Annotated in this window: 9 protein-coding genes and 1 pseudogene; 3 read left to right on the plus strand and 7 right to left on the minus strand. The window is 45.8% G+C overall.

What is annotated here, in order from left to right; genetic code table 11:
• Positions 1–55: 55 nt before the first annotated feature.
• A complete protein-coding gene (locus tag AC04Q6_RS17160; RefSeq protein WP_119247864.1) occupies positions 56–2,026 on the plus strand; it encodes a hypothetical protein in 1,971 nt (656 codons plus the stop codon).
• A 138-nt stretch (positions 2,027–2,164) separates the two neighbouring features.
• On the opposite strand, the gene AC04Q6_RS17165 is transcribed toward AC04Q6_RS17160, so the two are convergent.
• The 4 genes and pseudogenes from AC04Q6_RS17165 to AC04Q6_RS17180 form a co-directional block, all read right to left on the minus strand.
• Entirely contained in the window at positions 2,165–4,750 is a 2,586-nt protein-coding gene (locus AC04Q6_RS17165; RefSeq protein ID WP_119247865.1) for an HAD-IC family P-type ATPase, read from the minus strand.
• Positions 4,751–4,839: 89 nt separating this feature from the next.
• Positions 4,840–5,286: a Fe-S cluster assembly scaffold protein NifU gene (nifU, locus tag AC04Q6_RS17170; RefSeq protein WP_118071064.1), complete on the minus strand. Its 447-nt coding sequence runs from the start codon at positions 5,284–5,286 to the stop codon at positions 4,840–4,842.
• 28 nt (positions 5,287–5,314) lie between these two features.
• Complete coding sequence (nifS, locus tag AC04Q6_RS17175) at positions 5,315–6,502, minus strand: cysteine desulfurase NifS (protein WP_119247866.1); 1,188 nt, start codon at positions 6,500–6,502, stop codon at positions 5,315–5,317.
• Between the two features lie 25 nt (positions 6,503–6,527).
• Positions 6,528–6,957 (minus strand): annotated as a pseudogene (locus AC04Q6_RS17180) (RrF2 family transcriptional regulator).
• A 122-nt stretch (positions 6,958–7,079) separates the two neighbouring features.
• Between AC04Q6_RS17180 and AC04Q6_RS17185 the strand changes: the two are divergent.
• Both AC04Q6_RS17185 and AC04Q6_RS17190 read left to right on the plus strand, forming a co-directional pair.
• Entirely contained in the window at positions 7,080–8,414 is a 1,335-nt protein-coding gene (locus tag AC04Q6_RS17185) for an oligosaccharide flippase family protein (RefSeq protein WP_476389794.1), read from the plus strand.
• Between the two features lie 41 nt (positions 8,415–8,455).
• On the plus strand, positions 8,456–9,487 hold the full coding sequence (locus AC04Q6_RS17190; protein WP_021976875.1) for a 3-deoxy-7-phosphoheptulonate synthase: 1,032 nt from the start codon (positions 8,456–8,458) through the stop codon (positions 9,485–9,487).
• 267 nt (positions 9,488–9,754) lie between these two features.
• Here the strand turns inward: AC04Q6_RS17190 and xerD are convergent, their stop codons facing one another.
• From xerD to rny, 3 genes are all read right to left on the minus strand, one after another.
• Positions 9,755–10,639, minus strand: coding sequence for a site-specific tyrosine recombinase XerD (gene xerD / locus AC04Q6_RS17195; RefSeq protein WP_119247867.1), 885 nt, complete (start codon positions 10,637–10,639; stop codon positions 9,755–9,757).
• Between the two features lie 203 nt (positions 10,640–10,842).
• Positions 10,843–11,451 (minus strand): stage II sporulation protein M, encoded by a 609-nt coding sequence (locus AC04Q6_RS17200; RefSeq protein WP_021976877.1) that lies wholly within the window; start codon positions 11,449–11,451, stop codon positions 10,843–10,845.
• 129 nt (positions 11,452–11,580) lie between these two features.
• Positions 11,581–13,140, minus strand: a complete 1,560-nt coding sequence (gene rny / locus AC04Q6_RS17205) for a ribonuclease Y (protein WP_021976878.1) — start codon at positions 13,138–13,140, stop codon at positions 11,581–11,583.
• Positions 13,141–13,252: the final 112 nt, after the last annotated feature.

Consider the following 13,252-nt stretch of genomic DNA (forward strand, 5'->3'; position numbering starts at 1 on the left):
CAGAGAGTTTACATTTTATACCGAAAATACCAATTTATTTAAGGAGGAACTCTATATGTCAACAAAAAGACTCCAGAAAAAGAAAGCTGCCATGCAGGCAAAAAAAGAACAACAGCTGAAAAAGAAGCCAGAAACTGTTAAGATTGAAACTTCAAAAACCGAAACCGTCAAAATCGAAACTTCAAAAACTGAACCGGTCAAGGTCGAAACCTCCAAAACCGAGCCAATTAAAGTTGAGACTTCAAAAACCGAGCCAATTAAAGTTGAGACTTCAAAAACTGAGCCGATCAAAGTTGAGACTTCAAAGACCGAACCGATCAAAGTCGAAACTTTCAAAACTGAACCGGCGAAAGTTACTACTTCCAAAACCGAACCTCTGAAAGTCGAAACTTCTAAGGAAGACACTGCCTACGATGCACTCTACGAGAAACGCCTGAACCACTACTACAACGATCTGAAATGGCTCTACTGCGAGCTGTTCCGTGACCATCCAGAGGTTGCCGGCACATTCTCAAGCCTCACAAAAAAAATGAAAGAAATCTACTGCGAGCGTTCTCTTTCCATGAAAGAAGCTGACCAGAACTGTGCTGCTGATCCGGACTGGTTCCGTAAGACCACGTTTACCGGAATGGCTGTAAATCCTGCTGATTTCGCAGATACCCTTGCCGGACTGTCCGGTAAGCTGGACTATATCAGTGAATGCAAGGCAGACACTCTGTACCTGACAGATCTTTTCCAGGCAACTTCCAACTGCTCTCTTCGCATTATCCCGGAGATCGGAACCTCAGAAGATCTGCACGACCTTGCAGTTAACTGCCAGAAAGCAGGTATCCGCCTGGCTCTTGAAATCCCGTTAAGCCTTTCTGTGGACGACCCACAGTCCGGCGCACCATGTGTACTTCAGACTCCGGCCTTTTTCAATGCAATGCTTCTCCAGATCCTGGAGCTTGCAAATGAGGGCGCTTCTGTATTCAGTCTTGGTGTCCTTCCTGTGATGGATAGCGAAAATCTCTGGAAACTGCACTCTCTTCTCCGCATGACACGTATGGTCTGCGAGATCGTATGCCCTGGAGTTCTTCTCCTTGGTGAGACAGACCGCACACCAGCAGAAGCGGCTGCATTCGGTGGAACTTCCGATATGCCGGAACTCCATATTGTAAACAGCACTCAGCTGATGTCCGATATCTGGCACACTGTTGCCACAAAAGATACCACTCTTCTCCGCCGCGGAATTGATAAGACGGCCAGTCTTCCACAGGCACCTGTATTCCAGAATTACCTCCGCAACCGCAACACGGTACGCTGGAACCTGGACTATGATTTCCTGAAAGACAGCTTTATCACAGAGGGTCCTCACAGAGATTATCTGAATGAATTCCTTTCCGGTCTTTTCCCGAATTCCTTTGCTCGGGGTGAGATCTATGTAAATCCGGAAACAGAAGAATCCGAGCTCTGCGGAACAACTGCCTCCCTTGCAGGAATCGAGCGTTTTGATTATGAGGGAAATACAGATGGTGTCAGCCGCGGAATCCGATATGATGTAGCACTTCATGCACTGCTTCTTTCCCTTCCTGGAATCCCGGTACTTCGAAGCGGTGATGAAATCGGACAGCTCAACGACTACACCTATAAAGCAGACCCTTCCAGGGCTTCTGACCCCCGTTGGCTCCACAACGGCCATTTCAACTGGATTCTTGCCCGGAACAGAGCCGATGCCGAGACGATCCAGGGACGCATTTTTAACAGTCTGGAACAGTTGGAGTCCATCCGCGCCAGCCATCCGGTATTTGCCCCTGAGATTCCTGCACACACACTGGAAACCTGGGAAAAATCCCTTCTTGCCCTGGTAAGAGAAACTTCCGAAGAGAAACTGATCTGCATTTACAACTTCAGTGACCAGGACAAAGTAGCCTGGATCAACGAACAGGACGGCACTTATACAGATCTCCTCACAGGAGTTCAAAGAGATGCACAGGCCGTAGAGATCCCGGCCTTTGGATTTATCTGGCTCATGCATACGAAATAGTATCTTCGTCAAGCGGATATGCGTGATCCACATTCGCTACACAGCTCTGCTTCGGATATCTGTTTCGCAGTTTATTCACTCAACCTAAAGAGGACACTGCCCGTTTCCAGGTAGTGTCCTCTTACTTTTCTCATATTATTATTTTCTCAGCTTATCAATAAATGTGGCAAATTTTCCCTGTTCTCCTTTATCCAGTGAACGGCTGTAAATGTTCCTGATCCAGGCTGTGATCACATCGATCAGAATCGGAGAAAACGTCATCAGAAGGAATACCAGAATGATCATTCCGAATTCCAGAGATCCCAGCGTCAGCAGATTCTGCAGAACCACCGCCGCCCCGAAAAAGATCACCTGCATACTGTAAATGATCACCTTACGATAGGTATTCAAAGGTGCGTAAACCGTCTTAAGTGCGGCCATATAATTCCACCCGGTTACAAGCACACAGGCCGTATTCAGCATCGCATTGGAATGATATACGTTCTGACATACCAGCATCACACTGAACACGCAGCCTGTGATTGTCACAGCGGCCGGAAATGCATTCATAAACACGTGACGCAAAAATGTATGGTCGATCTTCTCATAATTATTCTCCTGGGCCAGAAGAAACGTAGGAATACCAACTGCACAGGCGCTGATCAGTGACATCTGGATCGGCTCAAAGGGATAGGCATCCCCGAAGAAAATTGTGATCAGTGACAACAGCACGGAAAAAATTGTCTTGATCAGAAACATGGATGCTGCAGTACGGATATTATTTACAACCCTGCGTCCCTGGTTCACGATCTCCGGCATCGCTGCAAAATTGGAATCCAGCAATACCACATTGGCAATATTCTTGGCCGCATCACTTCCTTCAGCCATGGCAATACTGCAGTCAGCCTCTTTAAGGGCCAAAACATCGTTTACACCATCACCGGTCATTGCAACCGTATGCTTCTGTGCCTGAAGAGATTTCACCATCGCCTGCTTCTGCTGCGGTGTCACACGTCCGAACACACTGTATGTTGCAACTGCCTCGTCCATCTGTTCCTGGGTTGTGATCGTTGTTGCATCTACATACTGCTCCGCATTTTTAAGGCCTGCACGTCTGGCTATGGCAGAAACGGTCACCGGATCATCACCAGAGATCACCTTCAGATCCACCCCCTGGCTTTCGAAATATGCCAGGGTATCCGGTGCCTCCTGGCGGATCACATCCGTAAGAAGAAGAAGTCCGATCGGCTCAAGCCCTGCCGGGATCTCAGTGCCTTCATTTACATTCTCACTGTGAGCAACAACCAGAACACGAAGTCCTTCTTTCGCAAAACCGCTGCAGTATTCTGCCAGCTCCGGATTCCCTTCCGGAAAAAGAAACTGCACAGCACCCATCAGATAAGTGCCTGTATCTTTAAAAGCAGCTCCACTGTACTTTCTGTCAGAAGAGAACGGGATCACATGATCCAGCTCCATATCCTGGGATACTTTAAATCTCGCCCGCAGTGCATCGGCAGTAGCATTCTGGTCTTTCAGCACAGAAAGGAGATTTTCCATGATATGCTCAATCTCCCGGATTTTCTCCGGATCTTCCTGGCTGTACGTCTCTGTGCCAGCTTCAGACTCTTCCCGTGGTGAAAGAATCGAACTCCCATCCTCTTTTGCAATCGCTTCTGCGGCTGAAACTGCTGAAATTTCAGAAGCTGCTGAAACCTCGACCAGATCAGAACTCTCAGTTCTGTCGTTCTTACTTTCACCAGACTCAGTCTTATTTCCTGCTGCTTCACCTGAAATCTCATCATACACCGGCGGATAGCTCTCCACTGCTTCCACACACATGGTACCTTCTGTAATGGTTCCTGTCTTATCCAGGCAGAGCGTATCCACACGCGCAAGAGTCTCAATACAGTACAGCTCCTGCACCAGAGTCTTCTTCTGAGCCAGTTTCAGCGCACCCAGAGTCAGCGCCACACTGGTAAGGAGAACGAGTCCCTCGGGGATCATTCCAAGAACTGCCGCAACCATATTGACGACGGAATCCCGGATATTATCTCCCACAAAATAATACTGTTTATAAAAAAGCATCGCACCCAGTGGTACGATAATGATACTGATCACCTTCAGGATGGCATTCAGGGAATTTCGAAGCTCTGAATTATGGCGTTTGAATTCCTTGGCCTCACTGGTGATCCTTGACGCATAGTTGTCACTTCCAACATGGATGATCTGGCAGCATGCCTGTCCCGCCGTCACAAAACTTCCGGAAAAAAGCTCATCTCCCGTATTCTTCGGAAGATTGTCTGCCTCACCGGTCAGCAGAGATTCATTGACCTCCAGGCTTCCTTCCAGAATCTTCGCATCTGCCGGAACCTGTTCTCCGGCTTTCAGAAAGATCAGATCATCGACAACCAGCTTCTCTGTAGAAATTTTCCATTTTTTTCCTTCACGCAGAACAACCGTCTTGGATTCTGTCAGGATAGCCAGCTTGTCAATGGTCTTCTTGGCACGGATCTCCTGAATGATTCCAATTACGGTATTAATAAAAATGATTCCTACAAACATGGAGTTTTTGTAGGAACCAACCAGCAGTACGAGAACCAGCAGCACCAGGTTCAGAAAATTGAAGAACGTCAGTGTATTCTCCAGAATGATCTGCTTATATGTCCTGGTGTTGGGGTTTTCGTTATTATTTACCTGGCCCTGCGCAATTCTTTCCTGAACTTCTTCGTTCGTAAGTCCTGTCATGCTATTTGCTTACCTGTCCTTTCAATGGCTTACGGTTCCGTTTGCGTACAGCTTGCTCATGCCATGGCTCTGATCATGATCTTCGTGGATCAATACTCTTCCTCTGTATCCTCTTCTCCCTCATGGATATCAGACTTCGGTTTCGCAAGACCCTCAATCTTAATGTGATGCTTCTCTGCATAATCCCAGAGAGCTGCATGAATAGCCTCCTCAGCAAGCAGGGAACAGTGGATCTTTACCGGTGGAAGTCCGTCCAGAGCCTCCATAACGGCTTTGTTTGTTACTTCCATGGCTTCCTCGATGGTTTTACCCTTTACAAGCTCTGTTGCCATGCTGCTTGTTGCAACGGCTGCACCGCATCCAAATGTTTTGAATTTGCAGTCTTTGATAATATGGGTTTCGTCATCAATATCAAGGAATATTCTCATAATATCACCGCATTTTGCATTTCCTACAGTACCCACGCCGCTTGCGTTCTCAATCTCACCTACATTACGTGGATGCTGAAAATGATCCATTACTTTTTCACTATACATTATTTTTTCCTCCTGGCAAGTGTTTTTATTATTTTTTCTGCTTTTTAATAAAATCTTCATATAATGGAGACATACTTCTTAAGTTTGCAGTAATATCTTTCAGTTTATCTACTACAAAATCAGCATCCTCCATTGTTGTCTCCTCGCTTAATGTCATACGGAGAGATCCATGTGCGATCTCATGAGGAAGGCCGATAGCCAGCAGAACATGTGACGGATCCAGAGAACCGGATGTACATGCAGAACCGCTGGATGCGCAGATTCCGAAGTTGTCAAGCATCAGAAGAAGGGACTCACCCTCGATAAACTGAATGCTTACGTTTACGTTGTTCGGAAGACGTTTTACCTTATCTCCGTTGAGACGTACATATGGGATCTCTGTAAGGATCCTGTTAATCATATGGTCACGGATCTCAATTTCCTTTGCGGTACGCTCTTTCATGGATTTGTTGGCACGTTCTGCAGCAAGGCCGTATCCTACGATTCCAGGAACGTTCTCTGTACCTGCACGACGTTTTCTCTCCTGTGCTCCACCATGTACAAAGGAACGGATCTTGACACCTTTACGGATGTAGAGGAAGCCGATTCCCTTCGGTCCGTTGATCTTATGTCCGCTGGAGCTGAGCATATCAATGTTAAACTCATCTACATTGATCGGGATCTGTCCGAATGCCTGAACAGCGTCTGTATGGAACAGGATTCCATGCTCATGTGCGATCTGTCCGATCTCTTTCAGCGGCTCAAGAGTACCGATCTCATTGTTTGCAGCCATAACAGAGATCAGGATGGTCTCCGGTGTAATGGCTTTCTGAAGCTCATCCAGATCAATGAATCCGTTCTCATCTACATCCAGATATGTGACCTTCGCACCGCGCTCTTTTTCAAGGTATTCGCAGGTATGAAGGATGGCATGATGCTCAATCTTTGTTGTGATGATGTGGTTACCTTTATTCTTGTATGCCTCAAAAGTTGCTTTCAGAGCCCAGTTATCAGACTCGGAACCACCTGCTGTGAAATAAATCTCTTCTTTCTTGGCTCCGATCACATCTGCAATCTGCTGTCTTCCCTTGGCAATAGCAGCCTTGCTGTTTGCAGCAAAATCATAAACAGTAGAAGCATTTCCATAAAACTCTGTAAAATACGGCAGCATTGCCTCCACAACTTCCGGTGCGGTCTTTGTGGTAGCCGCATTGTCCAGATATATCATTTTTCCCATTTTCTTTTCCTCCTGTTCAGGATAATTATTTTTCGTGTATTCTCCGGCTCTCTTCGATCAGCTCACTGAGCATCAGTGTATCCACCGCATCTGTGATGCTGTCGTTGATCCTCTTCCACACTAATTTAGCTACGCAGAGATCAGAACCCTGGCAGCCTCCGTCACCTTCTGTTCCCGGGCATGTAGCAGCCTCCAGGCCGCCCTCCAGAACACGAAGGATATCTCCCACTGAAATCTCTTCTGCCGGTCTTCCAAGAAAGTATCCTCCGGCAGCACCGCGGACACTCTTCACAAGGCCCGCTTTCTTCAGAAAGCGCCATCAGCTGTTCCAGATAGCTGACTGATATATTCTGACGGCCCGCAATACTCTGAAGCGAGACCGCTTCTTTTTCACTGTAAAGACCAAGGTCTATCAGGGCCTTAAGTCCGTATTTTGCTCTTGTTGACAGTTTCATCCGCTCACCTCTTTTTCAATTCCCAGTGTTTTCCTCGGATTTCATGTTTACTCTATCAGAAACCTATGGTTCTGTCAAGACTAACTTCTTCATATACTGACAAAAAAGGCTCCAGGTTATCCATGTCAAAAAAAGTATTTCTCAAAGGAACCTTGATTCTTGCCTGCACGGGACTTGTCAGCCGTATTGCTGGTTTCTTTTATAGGATATTCCTATCCCATGCCATTGGTGCGGAAGGTCTTGGTCTGTATCAGCTGATCCTTCCTCTGCAGGGACTTATGGCTGCTCTTTCCTATACCGGAATCCAGTCTGCACTTTCCCGGCTGATTGCGTCCAGACTTGCTCTTCAGGAAAAAAAGGAGGCATATTTTTCTCTGGTTACGGGAATCTTTGCGGCTGTCTTTTTTTCTGCTGTAACCGGTTTTCTGCTTTTTCGGCATGCAGATTTTTTTGCTTCCACAATCCTGAAAGCACCCGGGACCTCCGATTTTCTTCGGCTGACGGCTGCCAGTATACCACTCTGCGCCATTCACTCCTGCATTGACAGCTATTATTATGCCCGGAAAAAAGCTTCTGTACCCGCAGCTGTGCAGCTTAGCGAGCAGGCTGTCCGGATCGGTGCCACTTATATCCTGTATCTGATCTTTCTCTCCGAAGGCCGTCCGGTCACTGCGATGATCGCAGCCGGCGGTTCCCTCGCAGGAGAAGCTACCGCTTCTCTGATATCACTCCTTATGGTTTCTTTTCATTTTGGAAATCATCCTGTAAAAGAAAAAACTTCCGTTAAAATTTTTCCGCTGATAAAAGATCTTTTTACCCTGTCTTTCCCCATATCCCTGAACCGCATCCTCCTGACACTTCTCGGAAGCATAGAAGCGGTTCTGATTCCACAGATGCTGATTCGCTGTGGAATGACTTCTTCAGAGGCACTGAAAATTTACGGGATCTTTACGGGAATGGCCCTTCCCCTGCTCCTGTTTCCTTCCACCCTTACAACTTCCGCAGCTGTAATGCTGATGCCCTCTGTCGCAAGAATGGATGCCCTTGGAGATCAGAAACAGATCCGCCATGTCACAGACCAGACTTTTTTTCTCTGCATGTTTCTGGGATTTTTGTGTGGAAGCGGATTCTTTCTCTTTGGACCATTCCTTGGAACACTGCTTTTTCACAGCAAAACTGCCGGAACTTACATACGGTATCTTTCTTTCATCTGTCCTTTTCTTTATACCAACACCATGCTCGCCAGCATCCTTCAGGGGCTTGGAAGGCCGGGGCGCTGCCTGATCCACAGCGCTGCCGGCATTCTCATCCGTATTTTTTCTGTTGTTTTTATGATTCCGGCAATTGGGATTCGAGGCTATTTTTACGGCATTTTTCTGGGTGAACTGCTCCTTTCCCTTCTACACGTGAAAGCGCTAAAATTTCCCTATCGACAAGCGGGCGATAATCGTTTATAATTAATAACCGAAATGTTATAATTATGGAGGAATAAAGTACTATGAGTTTTGAATTCATAAAAAAACTGCCAACTCCTGAGGAAATCCGCAATCAGTATCCCATCGATGCTGAACTTCAGGCTCTCAAGGAGAAACGCGATGCTGAGATTCGCGACGTTTTCACCGGAAAATCTGATAAATTCCTCGCTATCATCGGACCATGTTCTGCAGATAACGAAGATGCTGTATGCGATTATCTTTTAAGACTTCGCAAAGTACAGGAAAAGATCGAGGATAAAGTCCTCATTATCCCGCGTGTTTACACAAACAAACCACGTACAACCGGAGAAGGATACAAAGGAATGGTCCATCAGCCGGATCCTGAGAAGAAACCGAACCTTCTTGCCGGACTGATTGCAATCCGTAAGATGCACATGCGTGCCATCCGCGAAAGTGGTTTTACCTGTGCAGATGAGATGCTTTACCCGGAGAACTACCGTTATCTTTCTGATCTTCTTTCCTACGTTGCTGTAGGTGCACGTTCTGTTGAAGATCAGCAGCACAGACTGACAGTCAGCGGCATGGACGTTCCGGCTGGTATGAAGAATCCTACCAGTGGCGACTACAGCGTTATGCTGAACTCCATCGTTGCAGCACAGGGCGCTCACCGCTTCATTTACAGAAGCTGGGAAGTTGAGACCACCGGTAACCCGCTCTCCCACGCAATCCTTCGTGGTGCGGTAAACAAACACGGAGAAGCTATCCCGAACTACCATTATGAGGATCTTCGTCTTCTCTATGACAAATACCACGCAAAGAACCTTGCCAACCCGGCAGTAATCGTGGATACCAACCATTCCAACTCCAACAAGCACTACGAGCAGCAGGTTCGTATCGCAAGCGAGGTTCTTCACAGCCGTCAGGTAGATCCTGAGCTTCACACTATGGTAAAAGGTCTCATGATCGAGAGCTATATTGAGCCAGGCAACCAGAAGATCGGTGGAGATCACATCTACGGAAAATCCATCACAGATGCATGCCTTGGATGGGATGAATCTGAGAAACTGCTTTATACGATTGCTGAGAACTGCTAAGATCTGTCCGATCTGCAGTTTTAACAAATCAAGGGGTCCCTACGGGATTGCAAATATTCCCTTGACTGAAATGCACATCAAAAGAACCGGCGTTCTTCTTTTCTTTGGAAGCGTCGGTTCTTTTTTCAATCCCTTTTTAAGCAGATATGACCATTCTCATGATCTGTTAGACTTATAATATATCAAAAAAAGCGGAAAACAGAACTGTCCTGTCGTTCCATTCTCCGCTTATTTCTTTCTGCCTAATATCATATTCCTCTTTACAGGTTAATGCCTCGGATGCGCCTTCATGTATACATCACGCATTTTCGCAACACCAAAATTCAAATAGATCTGTGTTGTAGAAATATCTGAATGTCCCAGCATTTCCTGTACACTCTTCACATCTGCTCCGTTCTGCAGCATATGTGCGGCAAAAGAATGTCTCAGGGTGTGTGGTGTGATATCATGCTGGATTCCTGCTTCTTCCGCATATCCCTTCAGCACTTTCCAGAACCCCTGTCTGCTCATGGACTTTCCTGAACAGTTGGTAAAAAGGCTCTGCGTCTCATTTTCCTTTACAAATATTCTGCGGGCTTCTTTCAGATATTTGTCCATGGCATTCCTGCAGACATTTCCTACAGGGATTACCCGCTCCTTCTCTTCATCGTGGCAGACTACATACCCAAGCTGAAGATTAATATCCTCCAGGTTCAGGTGAAGCAGTTCACTGACACGCATTCCTGTAGCATAAAGAAGTTCCAGCATGGCACTGTCCCGAATCCCCTTCGGTGTATTCAGATCCGGCTGTCTCAGAAGTCTGTCCACTTCATCCACAGAAAGGATCTCCGGCATCCTCTTCTCAACCTTAGGCGGCTTCAGTTCCAGGGATGGATCTCTCTCAATCCGGCCTTCCTGCTGAAGATACTGAAACAGTGCACGGATCGAAGCCACATTTCTGGAAATGGTAGAAGAGGCAAACTGTCCTCGCTCCATGTAACTGAGATATCCCTCCAGTTCCAGCTCTCCCACTTCACGGATATCATAAATCCCACGTTCTTCAAAATATGCTGCCATTTTCTTCAGATCTCTCTGATATGACACCTCTGTATTATGAGATGTTCTTTTTCTGTTATGTAAATATGTAATAAATTCCCGTATCTCTATGTCCATTCTCTTACATCCCGTTTCTAAATAACTCGTTATCAACCAAACCGTAAAATCTGTATTCTTTTATGACTGAATTATACTGTGTATTTTACATAAAATCAAACGGTTTTTCAGCGCAAAACCTCGCAATTTCAACACATTCCGCCTCAAACCACCAAATATCGCAGATTTTATGGAAACCATTACTACATATTGTAAAAATTTTTTTAAAAAAATTTCAGTCCCTTTACAACTTTTTCAAGAATCCACGGATTCAGGAAACTTTCCGCAAGAATTCCCCCTGTATACACCAGAAATGCAGTCATTCCCTGCCGGATATATAGCCTCGATTTCTGAGGTACAAGCCCATAGTTTTTCCAGATATCATAGGACTGTCTGTATACAAGACCAGCAAGATAAAAATACACCGGAATATAGATCACATACTGAGGAATCAGAAGTCCGGCCCCGGCCACACCTCCGTAAATACCAAATTCCAGCACGGATAAAGTCAGGATAAGTCCTGTCTCCATCCCAAGAATCAGCATATAAGCCACTGACAGCGGTACCCCAAATATGGTAAACCCACAGAAAAACAGAAAAAGAAAGAGTACTCCCCTGTGTCGTAACACTTCCAGCAAATATGCTCCGCCGGAAATATCTTTCCCCGCAAAATTCCGGATCAGATAGAAAGAAGCCAGGGTTTTCTGTTTCCATTCCATTTTCCAGATCAGATTCGGTATGATATTTCCCACCAAAAAACCGGTCAAAAAAAGAATCTCTGCCGGAAAACGACCAGCTGTTTTCCATTTTCTGCTTTCATTTCTTTTTTCCATTCACTCACCCTGTACCAGTTTACGTCCAAACTCTCCGTAATATAACCTGTTTCCGGGCAGCAAAAAAGCCGGCCAGCTATTAAAGCTGTCCGGCTTTCATTATTTCCAGAGTATTCTGTGAGCGAAAGCTTATTTTGCGTAATCAACCGCTCTGCTTTCACGGATCACATTAACCTTGATCTGTCCCGGATATTCAAGTTCTGCTTCGATCTGCTTTGCAATGTCTCTTGCAAGGAGAACCATATCTGCATCACTTACGTGATCCGGTACAACCATAACACGAATTTCTCTTCCTGCCTGAATAGCAAAAGATTTTTCTACGCCCTTGAACTCATTGGTGATATCCTCGAGCTGTTTCAGACGATTGGTATAGGTTTCCAGTGTCTCTCGTCTTGCACCAGGTCTTGCCGCGGAAATTGCGTCAGCAGCCTGTACAATACAAGCGATAAGAGATTCCGGTTCCACATCGCCATGATGGGACGCAACTGTGTTGATAACGATCGGGGATTCCTTATATTTCTTACAGAGATCCACGCCAATCTGGATATGAGAACCTTCCACCTCATGATCAATGGATTTACCAATATCATGAAGAAGTCCGGCACGTTTGGCCATACGCACATCCACACCGATCTCTCCTGCGAGAAGTCCGGAAAGCTGTGCAACCTCAATGGAATGCCTCAAAGCATTCTGACCATAACTGGAACGGAATTTCATACGTCCAAGAAGTTTCAGAAGTTCCGGATGGATTCCATGAACACCCACATCCATGGCTGCTGTCTCACCGTCTTCACGGATCTGTGTTTCCACTTCTTTCTGGGCTTTCTCCACCATCTCTTCAATTCTTGCCGGATGAATACGTCCATCCACAATAAGTTTCTCCAGAGCCACTCTGGCGATCTCTCTACGGATCGGATCAAACGCGGAGAGAACAACTGCCTCCGGTGTATCATCAATGATCAGATCCACACCGGTAAGTGTCTCCAATGTACGGATGTTACGGCCCTCACGACCGATAATCCTTCCCTTCATTTCATCACTTGGAAGCTGTACCACAGAAATTGTTGTCTCAGATACGTGATCCACTGCGCATTTCTGAATGGCATTGACCACATATTCCTTGGCTTTCTTGTTGGCTTCTTCTTTGGCTCTGTTCTCAAGCTCTTTATAGAGTCTTGCAACATCCACCTTTACGTCATCTTCTACAGATTTCAGTAATTCTTCTTTTGCCTGTTCGGAGGTAAGACCTGAAACTCGTTCCAGTTCCCGTACTCCTTTTTCCTCAAGTTCATTTACTCGTTTTTCTTTTTCTTGTAACTCGTTAAATTTCGCTGTACATTCCAGCTCACGCTTCTCCACTGCATTGGCTTTTTTGTCAACAGATTCCTCTTTTGACAAAACTCGTTTCTCGTATCTCTGCAGCTCGTTTCTCCGTTCCTTGGTTTCCCTTTCCAGTTCATTTTTAGTTCGCAGAGATTCTTCCTTTACTTCAAGTAAAGTTTCGCGTTTCTTGGTCTCTGCTGCTTTCAATGCTTCATCAAGAATATTCCTTGCTTTATCCTCTGCTGTACCTACGATTTCCGCATCCTTGCGTACTTTCTTGTCAACAGCAACCTTGCAAGTAACAGGAACTGCAATAAGTAGCGTGACTACCACAGCGACAATAACACCGATAATTGTGCCTGCCACAGGAGCACCTCCTTATTTAGTTTTCATTGTACAAATACAACAATACAAGTTTAGCTGTTTTTCACATTTATGTCAAGTTTTTCTCATGAAAAAGCCGATTTTGGTTAGCATG

The sequence above is a fragment of the Blautia sp. HA9023 genome (assembly GCF_056504095.1).

Excerpts from the sequence above, each read along its gene's own strand:
- AC04Q6_RS17160 (WP_119247864.1), top strand. The coding sequence starts at position 56 with ATGTCAACAAAAAGACTCCAGAAAAAGAAAGCTGCCATGCAGGCAAAA.
- xerD (WP_119247867.1), bottom strand. The coding sequence starts at position 10,639 with ATGGACATAGAGATACGGGAATTTATTACATATTTACATAACAGAAAA.
- AC04Q6_RS17185 (WP_476389794.1), top strand. The coding sequence starts at position 7,080 with ATGTCAAAAAAAGTATTTCTCAAAGGAACCTTGATTCTTGCCTGCACG.
- AC04Q6_RS17200 (WP_021976877.1), bottom strand. The coding sequence starts at position 11,451 with ATGGAAAAAAGAAATGAAAGCAGAAAATGGAAAACAGCTGGTCGTTTT.
- nifU (WP_118071064.1), bottom strand. The coding sequence starts at position 5,286 with ATGTATAGTGAAAAAGTAATGGATCATTTTCAGCATCCACGTAATGTA.
- nifS (WP_119247866.1), bottom strand. The coding sequence starts at position 6,502 with ATGGGAAAAATGATATATCTGGACAATGCGGCTACCACAAAGACCGCA.
- AC04Q6_RS17165 (WP_119247865.1), bottom strand. The coding sequence starts at position 4,750 with ATGACAGGACTTACGAACGAAGAAGTTCAGGAAAGAATTGCGCAGGGC.
- AC04Q6_RS17190 (WP_021976875.1), top strand. The coding sequence starts at position 8,456 with ATGAGTTTTGAATTCATAAAAAAACTGCCAACTCCTGAGGAAATCCGC.